This window comes from Oceanicaulis sp. (assembly GCF_051859625.1).
Taxonomy (GTDB): Bacteria; Pseudomonadota; Alphaproteobacteria; order Caulobacterales; family Maricaulaceae; genus Oceanicaulis.
Genome location: NZ_JBHYFH010000001.1, coordinates 1480902 through 1497728 on the forward strand (window position 1 = coordinate 1480902; position 16827 = coordinate 1497728).

18 protein-coding genes and 1 tRNA gene are annotated in these 16827 nt (G+C 63.2%); 11 read left to right on the forward strand and 8 right to left on the reverse strand.

The features are described from left to right. Positions 1-12 precede the first annotated feature (12 nt). The 3 genes from ACTIGF_RS07190 to aroA all read right to left on the reverse strand — a co-directional run bounded on the left by ACTIGF_RS07190 (position 13) and on the right by aroA (position 3830). A complete protein-coding gene (locus ACTIGF_RS07190) occupies positions 13-297 on the reverse strand; it encodes an integration host factor subunit beta (RefSeq protein ID WP_439636208.1) in 285 nt (94 codons plus the stop codon). Between the two features lie 149 nt (positions 298-446). Beyond that, on the reverse strand, positions 447-2144 hold the full coding sequence (gene rpsA, locus ACTIGF_RS07195; RefSeq protein WP_439636209.1) for a 30S ribosomal protein S1: 1698 nt from the start codon (positions 2142-2144) through the stop codon (positions 447-449). 330 nt (positions 2145-2474) lie between these two features. Next, positions 2475-3830: a 3-phosphoshikimate 1-carboxyvinyltransferase gene (gene aroA / locus ACTIGF_RS07200; RefSeq protein ID WP_439636210.1), complete on the reverse strand. Its 1356-nt coding sequence runs from the start codon at positions 3828-3830 to the stop codon at positions 2475-2477. Between the two features lie 117 nt (positions 3831-3947). Between aroA and ACTIGF_RS07205 the strand changes: the two genes are divergently transcribed. The 6 genes from ACTIGF_RS07205 to ACTIGF_RS07230 all read left to right on the forward strand — a co-directional run bounded on the left by ACTIGF_RS07205 (position 3948) and on the right by ACTIGF_RS07230 (position 6428). Then, positions 3948-4403, forward strand: a complete 456-nt coding sequence (locus tag ACTIGF_RS07205; protein ID WP_439636211.1) for a TIGR02300 family protein — start codon at positions 3948-3950, stop codon at positions 4401-4403. A gap of 125 nt (positions 4404-4528) precedes the next feature. Then, positions 4529-4604 (forward strand) — tRNA-Ala (locus ACTIGF_RS07210). Positions 4605-4731: 127 nt separating this feature from the next. After that, positions 4732-4965: a DUF1150 family protein gene (locus tag ACTIGF_RS07215; protein WP_022701004.1), complete on the forward strand. Its 234-nt coding sequence runs from the start codon at positions 4732-4734 to the stop codon at positions 4963-4965. A gap of 104 nt (positions 4966-5069) precedes the next feature. Continuing rightward, positions 5070-5591, forward strand: a complete 522-nt coding sequence (locus tag ACTIGF_RS07220) for an RNA methyltransferase (protein ID WP_439636212.1) — start codon at positions 5070-5072, stop codon at positions 5589-5591. A 78-nt stretch (positions 5592-5669) separates the two neighbouring features. Continuing rightward, on the forward strand, positions 5670-5804 hold the full coding sequence (locus tag ACTIGF_RS07225; RefSeq protein WP_439636213.1) for a hypothetical protein: 135 nt from the start codon (positions 5670-5672) through the stop codon (positions 5802-5804). A 3-nt stretch (positions 5805-5807) separates the two neighbouring features. Next, positions 5808-6428 (forward strand): methyltransferase domain-containing protein, encoded by a 621-nt coding sequence (locus ACTIGF_RS07230; protein ID WP_439636214.1) that lies wholly within the window; start codon positions 5808-5810, stop codon positions 6426-6428. Between the two features lie 3 nt (positions 6429-6431). On the opposite strand, the gene ACTIGF_RS07235 is transcribed toward ACTIGF_RS07230, so the two are convergent. The 3 genes from ACTIGF_RS07235 to ACTIGF_RS07245 form a co-directional block, all read right to left on the reverse strand. After that, positions 6432-7703 (reverse strand): UbiH/UbiF/VisC/COQ6 family ubiquinone biosynthesis hydroxylase, encoded by a 1272-nt coding sequence (locus tag ACTIGF_RS07235; protein ID WP_439636215.1) that lies wholly within the window; start codon positions 7701-7703, stop codon positions 6432-6434. 57 nt (positions 7704-7760) lie between these two features. After that, positions 7761-8459, reverse strand: a complete 699-nt coding sequence (locus ACTIGF_RS07240) for a ChrR family anti-sigma-E factor (RefSeq protein WP_439636216.1) — start codon at positions 8457-8459, stop codon at positions 7761-7763. Between the two features lie 105 nt (positions 8460-8564). Continuing rightward, positions 8565-9146, reverse strand: a complete 582-nt coding sequence (locus ACTIGF_RS07245; protein ID WP_133724258.1) for a sigma-70 family RNA polymerase sigma factor — start codon at positions 9144-9146, stop codon at positions 8565-8567. Positions 9147-9313: 167 nt separating this feature from the next. On the opposite strand from ACTIGF_RS07245, the gene ACTIGF_RS07250 reads away from it, so the two are divergent. Further along, positions 9314-9823, forward strand: coding sequence for an invasion associated locus B family protein (locus ACTIGF_RS07250; RefSeq protein ID WP_439636217.1), 510 nt, complete (start codon positions 9314-9316; stop codon positions 9821-9823). Here the strand turns inward: ACTIGF_RS07250 and ACTIGF_RS07255 are convergent. Beyond that, positions 9820-10689 carry a LysR family transcriptional regulator gene (locus ACTIGF_RS07255; RefSeq protein ID WP_439636218.1) on the reverse strand — a complete coding sequence of 290 codons (870 nt, stop codon included), beginning with the start codon at positions 10687-10689 and terminating at the stop codon, positions 9820-9822. The two genes, ACTIGF_RS07250 and ACTIGF_RS07255, sit on opposite strands and share 4 nt — an antisense overlap. Positions 10690-10782: 93 nt before the next feature. Here ACTIGF_RS07255 and ACTIGF_RS07260 point away from each other — a divergent pair, with 93 nt between their 5' ends. The 4 genes from ACTIGF_RS07260 (at position 10783) to ACTIGF_RS07275 (ending at position 15145) form a co-directional block, all read left to right on the forward strand. Further along, positions 10783-11577 carry a sterol desaturase family protein gene (locus ACTIGF_RS07260; RefSeq protein ID WP_439636219.1) on the forward strand — a complete coding sequence of 265 codons (795 nt, stop codon included), beginning with the start codon at positions 10783-10785 and terminating at the stop codon, positions 11575-11577. Positions 11578-11722: 145 nt separating this feature from the next. Then, entirely contained in the window at positions 11723-12931 is a 1209-nt protein-coding gene (gene rlmN, locus ACTIGF_RS07265; RefSeq protein ID WP_439636220.1) for a 23S rRNA (adenine(2503)-C(2))-methyltransferase RlmN, read from the forward strand. Positions 12932-13013: 82 nt separating this feature from the next. Continuing rightward, complete coding sequence (locus ACTIGF_RS07270; protein ID WP_439636221.1) at positions 13014-13748, forward strand: 2OG-Fe(II) oxygenase; 735 nt, start codon at positions 13014-13016, stop codon at positions 13746-13748. A 56-nt stretch (positions 13749-13804) separates the two neighbouring features. Continuing rightward, a complete protein-coding gene (locus ACTIGF_RS07275; protein ID WP_439636222.1) occupies positions 13805-15145 on the forward strand; it encodes an RsmB/NOP family class I SAM-dependent RNA methyltransferase in 1341 nt (446 codons plus the stop codon). Positions 15146-15216: 71 nt separating this feature from the next. On the opposite strand, the gene ACTIGF_RS07280 is transcribed toward ACTIGF_RS07275, so the two are convergent. Beyond that, positions 15217-16704, reverse strand: coding sequence for an NADP-dependent isocitrate dehydrogenase (locus ACTIGF_RS07280; protein WP_439636223.1), 1488 nt, complete (start codon positions 16702-16704; stop codon positions 15217-15219). Between the last annotated feature and the right edge of the window lie 123 nt (positions 16705-16827).

Sequence of the window (16827 nt, forward strand, 5' to 3'; positions counted from 1 at the left end):
GCGGGTTAAGGCCTAGGCCTTGCCGTCCACGCGTTCGCGCAGTTCTTTCCCGGTCTTGAAGAACGGCACGTGCTTTTCCTTCACCGACACCGGGTCGCCGGTGCGTGGGTTACGGCCCTGACGCGGCGGACGGTTGCGGACGGAAAAGGCGCAGAAGCCGCGCAATTCCACACGATCGCCGCGCTCAAGCGCCTGGGTGATCTCTTCCAGCACCGTGTTGACCACCCGCTCCAGATCCTTCTGGTAGAGGTGCGGATTGTCTTCGGCGAGCTTCTCGATGAGTTCGGATTTGATCATGGTGCAGTCCCCTTGGATATGATCAGTGTAGGAACACCACAAGAGCGACGTCAATCATCAACCCCGTGTTGCAGGCAAAAAAGAACCCCCAATGCAGGGCATTGGGGGTTCCAGCTCCCTCAGACGGGGAGGTTCAGCCGGTCAGAGGATTACTCCTCGTCCTGACCTTTCAGTGCGGCGCCCAGGATATCGCCCAGGGACGCGCCGGAGTCAGAAGACCCGTACTGTTCGACGGCTTCTTTCTCTTCCGCCATTTCCAGCGCCTTGATGGACACGGAAACGCGGCGAGAGGCCTTGTCGATATTGGTGACGCGTGCGTCGACCTTGTCGCCGACCGCAAAGCGCTCGGGACGTTGCTCGGCGCGATCGCGGGAGATGTCGGACTTGCGGATGAACGCCTTGACCAGGTTGTCCGGGCCCAGGCTGACTTCCACGCCGCCGGTGGTGATTTCGGTGACGGTGCAGGTCACGGTCTCGCCGCGCTTGAAGCCGCCTTCGTCCATCGGATCGCCGCCCAGCTGCTTGACGCCCAGGGAGACGCGTTCTTTCTCGACATCCACGTCCAGGACCTTGGCGCGCACGGAGTCGCCTTTCTTGTAGTCCTGGATGGCGTCTTCGCCCGAACGATCCCAGTCGAGATCGGACAGGTGAACCATGCCGTCGATTTCGTCGTCGACGCCGATGAACAGACCGAATTCGGTGATGTTCTTGACTTCGCCTTCGACTTCAGAGCCGACCGGATGCGCTTCAGCGAACACTTCCCACGGATTGCGCTGGGTCTGCTTGATGCCCAGCGAAACGCGGCGCTTGTCCGGATCCACGTCGAGCACCATCACGTCCACTTCCTGAGAGGTGGAGACGATTTTGCCCGGATGGACGTTCTTCTTGGTCCAGCTCATCTCGGAGACGTGCACCAGGCCTTCGACGCCCGGCTCCAGCTCCACGAACGCGCCGTATTCGGCGATGTTCGTCACGCGGCCCTTGAACACAGCGCCGTTCGGGTATTTCAGCGCCACGCCGTCCCACGGATCGGACTGCAGCTGCTTCATGCCGAGCGAGATGCGCTGGGTCTCTTTGTTGATCTTGATGATCTGCACCTGAACGGTCTGGCCGACTTCGACCACTTCGCTCGGATGGCCAACGCGCGACCAGCTCATGTCGGTGACGTGCAGCAGGCCGTCAATGCCGCCCAGATCCACGAACGCACCGTAATCGGTGATGTTCTTGACGACGCCTTCGCGCACTTCGCCTTCGGCCAGCTGACCGACGAGCTCAGCACGCTGTTCGGCGCGGGATTCTTCCAGGACAGCGCGGCGGGAGACCACGATGTTGCCGCGCGGACGGTCCATTTTCAGGATCGCGAACGGCTGTTCCTTGTTCATCAGCGGCGCGACGTCGCGCACCGGACGGATGTCCACCTGAGAGCCTGGCAGGAAGGCCGAAGCGCCGCCCAGATCCACGGTGAAGCCGCCTTTGACGCGGCCTACGATCGCGCCGTTGACCGGCTCTTTGGATTCGAACGTCGTCTCCAGACGGTCCCAGGCTTCTTCGCGACGGGCTTTGTCGCGCGACAGGACGGCTTCACCGAGCGCGTTTTCGATGCGCTCAAGGTAGATGTCGACCTGTTCGCCCAGTTTCGGCGCTTCCGAGCCAGGACCGGTGAATTCGCGCAGGGCCACGCGGCCTTCGGTTTTCAGACCGACGTCGATGACGACGGTGTCGTGCAGCACGGCGGTGACGGTGCCGCGCACGACAGCGCCTTCCATCAGGTCGCGGCCGGCAAGGCTCGCTTCCAGCATTGACGCGAAATCATCGCGGCTCGGGGCCGAGGTTTGGGTGTCAGACATATTAGAGGATGGCTCCAGGGGTTGTCGTCGTTTCCGGCCGGCCGGTTGGTTCCGGCGGTCTTGCCGCACGCAGCGGCTGGAAATCTCCAAAGCAGCCGCGAACGGCCGGAATACGCTTTCAAAATGAGCGGAGCGAAACGACAGGGCGGCGCACATCGTGCCGAGGGTCTGAACCGACAAACATGAAGGATGCGCACGCCTGGCCGCGGAACATCGCCCGCCCGGCGAACGATCAGCCTGCTGACGCCTTGAGGGCGCAGTAAGACAATCGCGCGCGGACTTACCGCAAATTTGCTGTCAGAGCAAGGCGCGCCGCCCCATGATGCTGACTCAAACGGCGCCGATCTCAGCGCCCAGAGCGGCCATGTGATCGAAAAAGTCAGGATAGCTGGTGGCGATCATGCTGACATCATCGACGCCGACCGGCGCCTGCGCGCCGCAGCCCATGACCAGGGCGCTCATGGCAAGACGATGATCATGATGGGTTTTAACGCTTCCGCCGCCCGGAACGCCGTCTTTGCCGCAGCCGTGAACAATCAGGCTGTCCTCGCCCAGCTCGATCTTCACGCCATTGGTTTCCAGCAGGGCGGCGCTGGCCGCAAGGCGATCGCTTTCCTTGGCCCGCAATTCCTCCAGCCCCTTCATCACCGTCACGCCGTCCGCAAAGGCGGCGATGACGGACAGGATCGGATATTCGTCGATCATGGACGGGGCGAGGGCGGCCGGAACTTCCACGCCCTTGAGCGCGCCAGACGTCACACGGATGTCCACCAGCTGCTCGCCGCAGCGTTCGCCCGCCGGGGTCAAACGGATGTCGGCGCCCATCATCTTCAGCACCTGATACAGGCCGAAGCGTGCGGGGTTGGTCATGACGCCGGTGATCGTGACCTCGCTGCCGGACGTGACGAGGGCGGCGGCCAGGGGGAAGGCGGCGGATGACGGATCGCCGGGGATGGAGACGTTCGCCGGGGTCAGCGTCTTGCCGCCGCGCACGCGGGCAATCAGCCCCGCCCCCTCGCGCTCCATGCTCATTTCCGCGCCATAGACCGGAGCCATGATTTCTGTGTGATCGCGGGTGGCGCGCGGCTCGCGCACGATCGTTTCTCCCTGCGCGCCAAGCCCGGCCAGCAAGATTGCGCTTTTCACCTGGGCGGAGGCGACGGGCGGCGTGTAGTCGATTGGATTGAGGTGGTTTGAGCCGCGCAGGGTCACCGGCAAGCGCCCGCCATCGCTGGCCTGGCTTTTGACTCCCATGCGCGCCAGCGGATCGAGCACCCGCGCCATGGGGCGCGAAGACAGGCTTTCATCGCCGACAAACTCCGCCTTGAGGTCAAACCGGCTCGCAGCGCCCATCAGCAAACGCACGCCCGTGCCTGAATTGCCAAGATCAAGAGGCTGGGCCGGGCTGGTCCAGCGGCCTCGCCCGATGACGCGCCAGGCGCCGGGCCCGTCTTGCTCCACCTTTGCTCCCAGGGCGGCGACGGCGCCGGCGGTGGCCAGCACGTCTTCGCTCTCCAGCAGGCCCTCAATGCGGCTTTGCCCATCCGCCAGCGCAGAAAATATCAGTGCGCGATGCGAGCATGATTTATCGGCTGCAGCCTGAAGGCGTCCTTTCAGGGCATTGACAGGCCGGGCGGTTTTTGGCCCGTTTGCGGCTGAGGACGGTGTGGGCGTGGCGTGGGTCATGCGGACTCCGCAAGTGTGCAGATGTGGGAAGGCTTCAATCGGGTTTTGACAGCCGCTCCAGAACATGGCAACTGGCGCGCCGATTTATCGCCCTTCTCTGTGAAAGGATTTGGACTCGTGGCGAAAGCTGAACTTGGCACCAAGCGCGTTTGTCCGGAAACCGGAAAAAAGTTCTACGACCTGAACAAAGACCCGATTGTGTCGCCGTTCACGGGAATGGAATATCCGCTTTCCTACTACGAGGAAGTCTCCGCGACTCTGACGAAGAAGGCCCCCAAGCCTGAACCGGAAGAAGAGAAAGAGGCCGAGCCGGAAGCCGATGATTCCTCTGACGAGGATGAAGACGACGACGCTCCAGAACTCGATGAAGAGCCCATTGATCTGGGCGGCGATGAGGATGAGGACGAGGCGCCGGTCGCCAAGCGCGCCACGCCCGCCGATGACGATCTGGACGGCTTCTCTGATGATGAAGCCGATCTCGAGGATGACGATGATGACAGCGTCCTTCTCGGCGATGATGATGACGATCTGGATGACGACATCGCGCTCAAGGATGACGAGGACGACGTCTGATCAGAGCGACTGTCATTGACTGCGCCAAGTGCTGAAAACAGGCTTGATTGCAGTCAAAGGCGCGGATAACGTCCGCGCTCTCGAAACGGCGGGGTCCCTATCCCGCCCGCATCGTAAAGCGTTTCGGGGCCATAGCTCAGTTGGGAGAGCGCTTGCATGGCATGCAAGAGGTCGTCGGTTCGATTCCGTCTGGCTCCACCAAATAAAGAACCCCTGCGCTGCGCGCGGGGGTTTTTCTTTGCCGCGATCACACCGCAGACGCATGCCTTGAACGTTTTGACAAGAAAACCCATGTGATATTCCAAGATGACTATGCATGAGGCGTTGGATGGATATGGAAACAGATCTGACACTGGATACGACGCCGACAGTGTACGTGCGTACGATCGACGCGTCTGAAGTGATGGAGCAGGCGGCGAACGCCGGGGTCAAACTGGACTCTGACGCCACGCTGTACGCCATTCACGACGAGAACGGCCAGCGCATGGCGGTGTTCTCTGACCGCGAGGCGGCCTTTGCGGCTGCGCGCGATCACGGCGCTGAACCGGTCAGCGTACACTAAGGCTCGGTTTATCCCTGAACGAACGCCCTCTGCTCGCGCAGGGGGCGTTTTTGTGTGTAAAGAGCGGTTTGCCTCCGCTCGTGGACGCGGCTAAATCCCTTTTCATGAGAGGTTATTTTGCAGTCGGCGTCGAGGGTATCTCCAAGGCGCGCAATCTGGGTGCGGTGATGCGCACGGCGCACGCCTTTGGCGGCAGCTTCGTGTTCACCGTGGGCGCGGCCAACCGCGCGCGCGAGATGTTTCAGACCGACACCGCAAAAACCACCCAGAACCTGCCCTATTACGACTGGGAGAGCGTGGACGACATGCTCTTGCCGCGCGGCTGCCAGATCGTCGGGGTGGAGCTGACCGATGATGCGGTCGAACTGCCGAGCTTCCGCCATCCGCGCATGGCCGCCTATGTGCTGGGCAAGGAGCGTGGCGATCTCAGCCCGGCCATGCTCGCGCGGTGCTCACATGTGGTGAAAATCCCCACCAAGTTCTGCGTGAACCTGTCGGTCGCCGCCGCCATCGCGCTGTATGACCGCACGCTATGTCTGGGCGGCTACCCAGAGCGCCCGGTCATGCCGGGGGGGCCGCTGGAGGACAAGGCGCACATCTGGGGCGCGCCCAAGAAGCGCACCTGACGGTTCTGGCGTCAGCCCGCTTGACGCCACAGATAGCAGGCCGCAGGGTTGCTCTGTAATATTATAACGGAGCGTGGCGTGACTATCGTCGATCAGATCACATGTGACGGGCTGGACGCTTCGGGGCCTGAGCCAGGGCAATGCTGGCTCGATATCGGCTGCGGCCCCGGCGTCGTCACGGAAATGCTGGCGCAGCGCGTCGGCCCGGACTGACATGTGTGCGGCGCCGATATCGAGCCGTCCATGCTGGCGCTGGCGCAGGATCGGTTTGCTCAGAACGGCCTCTCCGACCGCGTCTCCTTCCAGCAAGCCGGGTTTGACGCGGCTCCGCTTGATGGCGGGCAATGGGACGGCGTCATGGGGCGTCGCGTCCTGATGTATCAGGCCGAGCCGGCGGCGGCGCTGTCGGCCTTGCGCGCTGCCTTGCGTCCAGGCGGCGCTGTCTTGTTGCACGAGCATGACATGACGATGGCGGATGACCCCCGCGCAGACCTGCCGCTGCATCGAGAAGTGCGGTCCTGGCTGCGCGCCATGCTGGAAGCCGAGCACGCACATCTCGCCATGGGGCATGATCTTTACGCCGCGTATGTTGAAGCCGGACTGGAGGTCGAGCGTATCGAGGCGCGGGCCAATATTCTGACGCCCGCCACAGACTATCCCATCGAGGGGATCGTTCGCGCCGTCTGGCCGAGGCTGGTGGCGCAGGGCGTCGTCGATGATGACCCCGAGCGCATCGAGGGGCTCGACGCCCGGCTGAAGGCGGAACGGCAGGCCGCAAACGCCAGCCTGATCTGGGAGCTGGTGTTCTGGGGCGTGGCGCGAAACCCGTCGTCCTGACCGCTAAAGGTGCAGGCTGTCTCCGCGCAGCAGCGCCGGCAGATCGCCCACTTCACCGCCCGCTGTGCGCATGAAAAAGCGCCGCGCCATGGGAATCTGATCGACGATCGACACGCCCAGCCCGCGCGCGGTGCGGATCAGGCTGTGATCATTGGAGAACAGCCAGGTGAACACGTGCGAGCCCAGCCCCACAGCGACGGAATCCGTCCGCCGCCAGCGCTCATAGCGCTGCAGGGTGGCGGGGGCGCCCAGATCGAGCCCGGCGCGTTTGGCGTCCACCAGCACATCGGCCAGCACCGCTGCGTCGCGGACCCCCAGATTGAAGCCTTGTCCGGCAATGGGGTGAATGCCGCGTGCGGCGTCGCCCACCAGCGCCAGCCGGTCATCGATGAAGCGTTCGGAGAATTTCAGCGTCAGCGGATAGGTCCAGCGCGGGCTGACCGGCTTCACCCAGCCCAGGAAATCGCCAAAGCGCGCTTCCAGCGCTTCCTGGAAGCCTTCGTCATCCATGTCTTTCAGCGCGTCCGCCGCCTTGGGCTTCTCGCACCAGACCAGGCTTGAACGGTTGTTCGGCAAGGGCAGGATGGCGAACGGGCCGGTGGGCATGAAGCATTCATAGGCCACGCCCTCATGGCTGTGTTCATGCTCGACGGTCAGCACCACGGCTTTCTGGTTATAGGCATGGTCCATGGTGCGCACGCCCGTCTGACGGCGCAGGCCGGACTGGCGACCCTCGCAGGCCACGATCAGCGGCGCTTCCAGCACCTTGCCGCTTTCGAGCACCAGCCGGTTCTTGCCGGGCGTCGTGTCCGTTTCCATATGGCTGGCGCGTTCAGGGGCGAACACGGTCAGGCCCGCCTCATCGGCGGCCTTGGCCAGCGCCACGCGCGTCCAGCGGTTCTCGGCCATGTATCCGAGCGCTTCGCCGTCATCCTCGGGCGAGATTTCGCGGCGGTCAAAATGCAGCTGGTCCGGGCCGGGGCCGCCGGGTTTGAGCCCATCATAGGGGCGACCATCAACCACCAGAATGTCTTCAATCGGCTGCACATGCGGGCGCAGATGCTGGCCGGCGCCGACCGTATCGAGCATGCGCATGGAGGTGTAGGCCAGCGCCGAGGAGCGACCGTCATGCTCAGGCGCGACCTGATCAGACAGCTCCATCGCGTCCACAACAGCCACAGCCAGCCCGGCTTTATGCAGGGCCAGCGCCAGAGTGAGACCGGCGAGCCCGCCGCCGGAAATCACCACATCGCCAGAAAAGATCGGTTTGCTCATGGGGCTTAAGATAACAACGCCCCCGCCGAAAGAAAGCGGCGCGGCGCCGCAGGGAGCCTACCGGCTCAGCGCGCGCTGAATCCAGCCGAGGGCGCCGGTGAAGGCGAGGGGGCCGTCGGTGACAGCGAGCACGATGCAGACCTCGCCTTCGTCGGCGATTGGTTTGTGGATCGTGTCGGGATTGGCCATGCACACATCGCCGGGGGCATAGCTGCCGCGACCGTCACTGAAGCCGCCGGACAGGACGAGCGTGAATTCCGTGCCGTCATGGCCGTGATGGGGCACGCCGCGGCCCGGTTCGATGCGGATCAGCTCGGCTTTCGCGCCGTCTTCGGTCATCAGCGGCATGGTGCGGACGCCGGGGCCGGCGAAAGACCAGCCGCCAGCTTCCAGCGCCAGATCGCGGACGGAGCCCGGCAGATCCAGCAGTTCATCAATCGCCTGGCCGGCCTTCTGGGCGGCGTTGCGAGAGGTTTCAGACCCGGTGCGAGCGGTAAAACGCGCCGGACCGGCTTCGCCCAGACCCGCTTCTTCGGTGTCGATGATGTCAAACAGCGTCGCCAATGCATTCGGCGCCATCTCGGCGGGGGTTTCGCTCTCAAGCAAGACGCCGGCGGCGGCCTCGACGGTTTGACGCGCGCGCGCAACCTCGACATTCACAGCCGATTGCGCGTCCAGCAGCAGGCGCATCGGACCCGACAGGGCGCCCGAAGCGTATGCGGCGTAAATTTCGTCACCCAGCGGATGGTTCGTCATGGTCTTCTTCTAAGTCGGCGTCTGGTACAGCGTGGCGGATATTGATCAGTTCAGTCTGACGTCAAGTGATGGAACGTCTTTTAATGCGCGTGCGTGCATTATTTCTTACAAGGTTTCAGAATCAAGCACCCGTCTGAGCTTGTCAAAAGCCAGTCTAAGCCTTGATTTCACAGTGCCCAGCGGCATGCCGAGCTGGTCGGCGATGTCGCGGTGGGACAGGCCGTCAAAAAACGCCAGACGCAGCAGCGCCACCTGTTCATCTGGCAGATCCAGCATGGCTTCGCGCACCCGGTCATCGCGATCATTTTCATGAGCGGCGTCGTCGGGCGGCTGGATGTCAGGCGGACGCAGGCTGGGATCCTCGCCGTCGAGCGCAGGTTTGTTGGCTTGCCGCGCCGCGTCGATGCGGCGGTTACGCGCAATGCGGAAAATCCAGGTGGAGGCCGACGCCTGGTCAGGATCAAACTGCTCGGCCTTGCGCCAGACCGTCAGCATGATCTCCTGCGCCAGTTCTTCAGCCAGGCTGTCATGCGCGTTCAGGCGCAGCAGATAGGCTTTCACCCGCGGCGCATAGAAATTGAACAGCGCCGCGAACGCCTGCCGGTCACGTTGTGCGGTGGCCAGCACAAGCGAGTTCAGGGTCGCACGATCCGGCTTTGCGCCAGTGGAAAAGGGGGCGTCAGGCAAGTTTCACCCTTGAAGCTCGTTGCAGATCACTCTCACATCCGCACACATGACGATCAAGCCAGATCCTGCCTTGAAACTGCCGTCTCAGACCGCTTTAAACAGGAACACGGATCGGCGCCAGTCGACCAAGCCAGCGTCAAACCGCTCATATCTGAATGGAAATCCACATGCGCGTTCTATTTGCCAGCCTGTGTCTGACCGTCTCCGCACTGTCGCCTGTGCAGGCGCAGGAGGCGTCCGAACCTGAATTTCAGGGGGCGCACCGTGACTGGCGCGTCTTCACGCGCGGCTCTGGTGACGGTCAGGTGTGTTACGCGCTCAGCCGCCCTCAGGAAGCCTTGCCGGCGAATGTGGACCATGGCGACGTGTTTTTCCTGGTCGCGAGCTGGCAAAGCGGCGCCGCCGAGAACCAGCCCAGCTTCCTCGCCGGATACGCCTTGCGCCCTGACAGCCCGCCCCGCGTGCGGGTCGGCTCGGACCGGTTTGAGATGTTCGTGTCTGAACAGGAGGGGTTCTTGGAACAACCGGGCGAGGAAAGCCAGCTTGTGCGCGCCATGCGCCGGGGTTCGAATATGCGCGTGGAGGCCACCAGCGCTCGCGGGACCGCCACGGCCTATACGTTTTCACTTCTGGGCGTGACGGCGGCGCTTGAGCAAGTAGACGATTTGTGCGGCTAGGCGCGTCGCGCGACGGCCTCGAAACACTCAAACAGATGCTGGCGGGCGGCGCTGTGCGGCGCGTTGGCGCGATAGATCAGCGCCGGTCGCACCACCAGATCCGGTGAGGAGGGCGCCAGCGGGATCAGGCCATGTTCGGCGGTCAGCCGGTCCACCACAGACCGCGGCGCGGCGAGGATATGATCAGAGGCTGAGCAGGCCAGCGCCAGCACGGTGTAATCATCACATACCAGCCCCGGGCGCGCCCGCCCCCAGGGCAGAGGCTGCCGGCTGAGGCGTTCGGGCGGCGTGGCGGTCGCCAGCGGAAACCCGGCAAGCGCTTCGCCTTTCAGCGCGGGGTGATCGGGACGCACCAGCGCTGTCACGCCTTCTTCGGGCAGGGGATGCACCACCAGCTCCGGATCATTGATGGCGTCCCCCATGTCTGCGGCGACCAGATCGAGCGCGCCGCGGCGCACCTGATCAACCAATGTCCCCGCTGCGCCCGCGCGCACGGTCAGCTGAACCGTCCGGCCAGCCCGGTAAAAGCGCGCCACGGCTTCGGGAAGCAGGCGATAGGTGACGCTTGGGCCGGCGCCCACGCTCAGAACCCCATCTTCGCCTGCGCGCCAGCGCTCCGCTTCGGCTTTCAGGTCCTCGGCCTGCTGGATCAGGGCGCGCGCCCGAGGCAAAAGCGCTTCACCCAGCGCGGTCAGGACCAGCTTGCGCCCGGCGCGATCAAACAAGGCGCCGCCCAGATCGCTCTCAAGCTGGCCCAACGCCTTGCTGGCGGCAGGCTGGCTCACATGCAGGCGGTCGGCGGCTGCGGTCAGCGTGCCGGCGTCGGCGGCGGTGAGAAACAGGCGGGCGGTGCGCAGGCTGAGCATGCTTAAATATAGCCATTGGTTATGGAAGAATGCAAAACTTGTATTGGAAGTTATGCCATGAACCCGTGAGGCTGAGTGCGGGAGGCGTTCGCCATGATCAACGAAAAAATCCTCGTACCCGCCATCTTCGCCGGTTTCATCGTGCTGGAGGCGGTGACGGGTCGGTTCTTGCAAAAAGAGCGCGGTTCGCGCCGGGACGTGATCATCGAGGTGCTGTCCTCGCTCACCATCGTCCTGGTCACCGTGCCTGTGATCTTCGCTGTGGCGCCCATGCTGGTGGAGGTGACCCGGCCCGGCTCGAAAGACGCTTTAGCCTTTCTGCCCTGGTATCTGATGGTGGCGATCTTGCTGGTCGGTGATGACATGACCCAATACTGGTGGCATCGCGCCAGCCACACCTTCCCCATGCTCTACAACCTGCACCGGGCGCATCATTCCGGCGCCTATCTGTCGATCCGCACCGCCTATCGCAACAATCTCTTCTATTACCTGTTCATGCCGGGGCTGTGGATCGCCGCCGTCCTGGTGCATCTGGGGTTCTACCCGGTCTATGCCGTGTATCTGGTGGTGAAGATGACGGTGATTTTCGGCGCGCATTCATCCTGGCGCTGGGATGCGGCGCTATACAAAATTCCCGTCTTCGCCCCGGTGATGTGGGTGCTGGAACGCGTCATCTCGACGCCCGCCACCCACAGCGCCCATCATGGCCTGCACAAAGAGGACGGCGTCACCCATTACAAGGGCAATTACGGCAATTTGCTGTTCTTCTGGGACGTGCTGTTCGGCACCGCGAAAATCACCCGCCGCTATCCCGAAACCTTCGGTATTGAAGGCATGGCGCCGGTCAGCGCCGGTCGCGAGCTGCTCTGGCCGCTGGTGCGCAAATAAGGCGCTCGACGGCGGCTGACGCTGACAATCGGTCCGGATGAGGCTGGCTCGGGACAGCGAACAAACAAGCGTGTCTGCAGGCGCAAGCCCGCCATGCGTTCTCGCCTCTCGAAGTTTGTTCAGTTTTCCAGTATACGACGGCGCTATGAACGCACCTTTGAAAACACTCGACCTGTCTTTTTCCAACCGGCCAGAGATGTCCGGCCCGGTTCCGCTCGCCGGTCTGACGCGCGCGCAATTGCGCGACGTGCTGATCGCGCATGACCTGGTGGAAGAGAAAAAAGCGAAGATGCGCGCCGAGCAGCTCTGGCGCTGGATCTATCATCACGGCGTCACCGATTTCGATGAGATGACCAATGTGTCCAAGACCTTGCGCGAAACGCTCAAGGCGAAGTTCACGCTGGCCCGTCCCGAGATCACCGAACGCCAGGTCAGCGTGGACGGCACCCGAAAATACCTCATCAAGCTGGAAAGCGGCATCGAGGTGGAGACCGTCTTCATCCCCGGCGTCGGTCGTTCGGGCGCGTTGTGCGTGTCCTCTCAAGTGGGCTGCACGCTCAACTGCACCTTCTGCCATACCGGCACCCAGCCGCTGGTGCGCAATCTGACCGCTGCTGAAATCGTCACCCAGGTGATGATAGCGCGCGATGATCTGGGCGAATGGCCGACCTCCAATGAGGACCGCCAGATCACCAATATCGTCTTCATGGGCATGGGCGAGCCGCTCTACACCCTTGATACGGTGTCGGACGCCATCGACGTGATCTCCGATCATGAAGGCATCGGCATCGGCCGCCGCCGCATCACGGTGTCGACCTCCGGCGTGGTGCCGAAAATTCCTGAGCTGGGTGAACGCACGAAGGCCATGCTGGCGATCAGCCTGCACGCGACCAATGACGAGCTGCGCAACGAACTGGTGCCGCTGAACAAGAAATACCCGATCGCGGAGCTGATGGACGCCATTCGCGCCTATCCCGACCTGTCCAACGCCAAGCGCGTCACATTCGAGTATGTGATGCTGAAAGGCGTGAACGACTCCCTCGCCGAGGCGCGGGCGCTGGTCAAACTGCTGCGCGGCATCCCGTCCAAGATCAATCTCATCCCGTTCAACCCTTGGCCGGGCAGCCCGTATGAATGCTCGGACTGGGATCAGATCGAAGCCTTCGCCGATGTGGTGAACAAGGCCGGTTACGCCAGCCCGATCCGCACGCCGCGGGGCCGCGATATCTTCGCCGCCTGCGGACAGCTGAAAAGCGAAAGCCAGAAAGTTCGGGCCAGTGAACGCCGACGTCTGGAACGCGAAGCTGAAGCGAAACAAGACGCCGACCAGGAAGATCAGGCGTCTCAGGATTAAGCCTTGAGGTCAGGGAGGGTTCGGGGCGATCACAGGCCTATGGCGACTTGCGTCTCGCCGTCTGATCGCGTACCGCCAGATCATGGCTTTACCAATCAAACTCAATCCCGAGCTTGAGTGTTCGGAGGCTGCGCAAGCCTACGCCAGGTCCGGTTTTGCAGCGGTGAACGACGTGCTGGTCACGCCCGACGCCCGCCGACTGCACAAGGCGGCGTCAGACTGGGCTGAGTGGAATCTTGTCGCCCTGATAGAGGGCCAGCATCGCGATTTCGTCGGCGCTGAGATGGATAGGCTAGAGCCCGCGCGCCGTGCCCCATTTGATCAGCTGGTCCTGCGCGAAGCTCAATCGGGTTTCGGCTATCTCTTTGAGAATGTGCCGCTCTATGACGCTGGCATGAGAGGGCGTTTAACCAACGCCGTCTTCAAGGCGGCTTTTGAGCTGACCCGTTCCGCCGCGTTCATCGAAATGGGACGGGCGCTGACCGGGGATGAGGCGATCACGTTCGCCGACTGTCAGCTCACCCGTTACAGGCCGGGGCATTTCCTCACCCGTCATGATGACGGCGTGCAGGGCAAGAACCGCAGCGCCGCCTTCGTCCTCAATCTCACGCGGGACTGGTGCGCTGATTATGGCGGCGTGCTCAATCTTCTCGATGAAGCGGGGGATGTGCGCGCAGGACTGACGCCGGCGTTCAACCGACTCACCTTGTTCAAAGTGCCTCAACCCCATCTGGTCAGTGTTGTTTCTCCCTTCGCTAAAGGCGCACGCTACGCGATTACGGGCTGGTTCAGGCGCGGCGAAGAGCCTGCGCTTTAGACCGGACCGTGCGGGATGCGCTTTCTTGAAAGGCCTATGCGTGCTACCGCCTCGTCATGACTGAGATGCGCAAAGGGCCGCATCGGCCCGAACCCAAATCCTCCACCAAGAACCTGATGCCTCGCGGCACCGCGCTCGGCGCGGTCGAAGGCGTGCTCGCCAAGGGCGTGCCGCTCGACGGCGCTCTGGCCGGTCGCCCGGAATGGAAACGCATGGAGCCGCGCGATCGCGCCTTTGCGCGCGCCATCGCCTCCGCCGTGATCCGTCGCCCGATCGCGCTTGACGCGGCCCTCATGCAGGTGCTCGACAAGCCTTTGCCGGATGAAGAGATCAAGGCGCATCTGATCCTGCGCTGCGGCGCGGCCGAGCGCCTGATCCTTGAGACCCCGGCCCACGCCGCCGTGGACGCCTGGGTCAGCCTGATGGCGCAGGACCCCAACACCGCCCGGTTCAAGAACCTTGCGAACGCCGTATTGCGCCGCGTTGTTGATCAGGGCAAAGGCGCGTTTCTGGATTCAGATCCGCTTGAAGACCTGCCCGATTGGCTGGCCGAGCGATGGGTGGAGACGTATGGCGAGCCGGTCGCGCGCGCCATCGCTATCGCCCGCTCGGTCCCGCCGACGCTCGATCTCACCGCCAAGCCGGGCTTTGACGCTCAGGGCTTCGCCGACGAAATCGGCGCCAAGGTTCTGGAGACCGGCACGATCCGTCGCCCGGACATTGGCGCCGTGGACGGCCTGCCGGGCTTTGAAGCGGGCGATTGGTGGGTTCAGGATGTGGCCGCGGCTCTGCCGGCGCGCCTTCTGAACGTCAAACCCGGTGAAAAGGTCGCCGATCTCTGCGCGGCGCCGGGCGGCAAGACCTTGCAGCTGGCCACAACAGGCGCGTCGGTGATCGCGGTCGACGCCTCGCCGAAACGCCTCAAGCGTCTGGCGGAAAATCTCGAACGCACCAAACTCAAAGCCGAGATCGTCACCGCCGATGTGGCGGACTGGACGGCGCCGGAGCCCATGGACGCGATTCTGCTCGATGCGCCCTGCTCGGCCACCGGCACGCTGCGCCGTCGTCCGGACGCCGCCTGGGCGAAAGAGCCCGGCGACATCGCCAATCTGGCCGACATTCAGCGCCGACTATTGGACGCCAGCTTCGCCCAGCTCAAATCGGGCGGGCGGCTGGTCTATTGCACCTGCTCGCTGGAGCTTGAAGAGGGCGAAGACCAGATCGCGGCCTTCCTCAAGCGCACACCGGACGCGCGCCTTGATCCGGTGACGGCGGACGAGCTGCCGGGCCTGAAAGAAGCGCTGCGCCCGGACGGCGCCGTCCGCACCCGTCCCGATATGTGGGATGAACGCGGCGGCATGGACGGCTTTTACATCGCAAGGCTGGTGAAGGCGTAAGTCTCTTCTTTGGATGTGACGAAAAACCCCGATCCGCAATGCGGGCCGGGGTTTTGTGTTGGATGTGGTCCTTACTGGCCCTGACCCAGCGAGTAGCCGGGCTTGCCGTCGAATTCGTAGAGCTGTTCGGTTTTCACAAAGTCGACGCCGCTTTTTTCAAGCCGGGCCAGAAGATCGACCACGTCGGCGTTCTTGCGCACGCCATCGCCCATGAAGCGGCAGCGCCAATGGTCGGTCTTGAAGGTTTCGGGCAAGCCTTGCGGCCACACCTTCACCCCGCGATTGGTGATCATCTTCAAGGACAAGGCCGCGCCGCCGGCTGCAAGGTTCAGCTTGCTCGCGAGTTCGTCGGGGTTCTGGGTCGGCAAGTCCACAAAGACATCCACGCCCACCAGCGTCTTGGTCTGGCGCTCGCGGCGCTTGTAGGGCGCAATGGCGACGCCGCCAGCTTTGGAGTTGTAGCGCACGGGCGTGAAATGGGTCGGCTCCTGGCCCAGACGCGCGATCACGGCGTCGGCGAAGGCGTCCGTGCCCACTTTTTGCTTGGTCATGCCCTCAGAGGCGATGTCGACGGTATGAACGCCGTCCTCAAGGGTTTTTAGCCAGGCGTTATGGACCTTTTCCGCCACATCGGCCTGACCGATATGGACCAGCATCTGAACACCCGCGAGGATCAGGCCGGACGGGTTCGCCACATTCTGGCCGGCGATCATCGGGGCCGAGCCGTGAATGGCCTCGAACATGGCGCAGTGCTCGCCGATATTGGCGGAGCCGCCCAAGCCCACCGAGCCGGTGATCTCGGCGGCGACGTCGGAAATGATGTCGCCATAAAGGTTTGAGGTGACGATCACATCGAACTGTTCCGGCGCGTCGGCGAGCTTGGCGGTGCCGATATCAATGATCCAGTGATCGGTCTTGATGTCGGGATACTCTTTGGAGATCTCGTCAAACACCTCATGAAACAGACCATCGGTCAGCTTCATGATGTTGTCTTTCGACAAGCAGGTGACTTTCTTGCGGCCATTGGCGCGGGCGTAATCAAACGCATAGCGCACGATGCGTTCGCAGCCGGGGCGTGAAATCAGCTTCAGGCATTGCACGACTTCATCGGTCTGGCGGTGCTCGATGCCGGCGTAGAGGTCTTCCTCGTTCTCGCGCACGATCACCACGTCCATGTCGGGATGGCGGGTGGCGACGAAAGGCGACAGCGCGGCGCAGGGGCGCACATTGGCGAACAGACCCAGCGATTTGCGTACGGTGACATTCAGCGATTTGAAGCCGCCGCCTTGGGGCGTGGTGATCGGCGCCTTGTAGAAGACTTTCGTCCGGCGCAGGGAGTCCCACGCGCTGTCCTCGATGCCCGCGCTCACGCCCTTGAGATAGACCTGCTCGCCAATCTCGATCGGCTCCGGTTTGAGCGCTGCGCCTGCGGCGTTGAGCACTTTCAGGCTGGCTTTCATGATTTCCGGGCCGATGCCATCGCCGTACGCGACGGTGATCGGGGTGGGGGTGCGGGTCGCCATGGAGGCGGCGTTCGAGGCGGAGACGTGGACGTTCATTCGGGTTTCCTCATTCCAGCGTGAGTGAGCAGACGACGGGCGCGGGTGGACGCGATCAGTCGCTGTGTGAGGCAGGTTTTAGCAAGTCAGATGAATTTGAAAAATTGATTGTCATGCGTCCAT

Coding starts and splice junctions, on each gene's coding strand:
- ACTIGF_RS07275 (WP_439636222.1), top strand. CDS start 13,805: ATGACTGAGATGCGCAAAGGGCCGCATCGGCCCGAACCCAAATCCTCC.
- ACTIGF_RS07270 (WP_439636221.1), top strand. CDS start 13,014: ATGGCTTTACCAATCAAACTCAATCCCGAGCTTGAGTGTTCGGAGGCT.
- ACTIGF_RS07255 (WP_439636218.1), bottom strand. CDS start 10,689: ATGCTCAGCCTGCGCACCGCCCGCCTGTTTCTCACCGCCGCCGACGCC.
- ACTIGF_RS07220 (WP_439636212.1), top strand. CDS start 5,070: ATGAGAGGTTATTTTGCAGTCGGCGTCGAGGGTATCTCCAAGGCGCGC.
- ACTIGF_RS07215 (WP_022701004.1), top strand. CDS start 4,732: ATGGATATGGAAACAGATCTGACACTGGATACGACGCCGACAGTGTAC.
- rpsA (WP_439636209.1), bottom strand. CDS start 2,144: ATGTCTGACACCCAAACCTCGGCCCCGAGCCGCGATGATTTCGCGTCA.
- ACTIGF_RS07235 (WP_439636215.1), bottom strand. CDS start 7,703: ATGAGCAAACCGATCTTTTCTGGCGATGTGGTGATTTCCGGCGGCGGG.
- ACTIGF_RS07240 (WP_439636216.1), bottom strand. CDS start 8,459: ATGACGAACCATCCGCTGGGTGACGAAATTTACGCCGCATACGCTTCG.
- ACTIGF_RS07190 (WP_439636208.1), bottom strand. CDS start 297: ATGATCAAATCCGAACTCATCGAGAAGCTCGCCGAAGACAATCCGCAC.
- ACTIGF_RS07280 (WP_439636223.1), bottom strand. CDS start 16,704: ATGAACGTCCACGTCTCCGCCTCGAACGCCGCCTCCATGGCGACCCGC.
- aroA (WP_439636210.1), bottom strand. CDS start 3,830: ATGACCCACGCCACGCCCACACCGTCCTCAGCCGCAAACGGGCCAAAA.
- ACTIGF_RS07260 (WP_439636219.1), top strand. CDS start 10,783: ATGATCAACGAAAAAATCCTCGTACCCGCCATCTTCGCCGGTTTCATC.
- ACTIGF_RS07250 (WP_439636217.1), top strand. CDS start 9,314: ATGCGCGTTCTATTTGCCAGCCTGTGTCTGACCGTCTCCGCACTGTCG.
- rlmN (WP_439636220.1), top strand. CDS start 11,723: ATGAACGCACCTTTGAAAACACTCGACCTGTCTTTTTCCAACCGGCCA.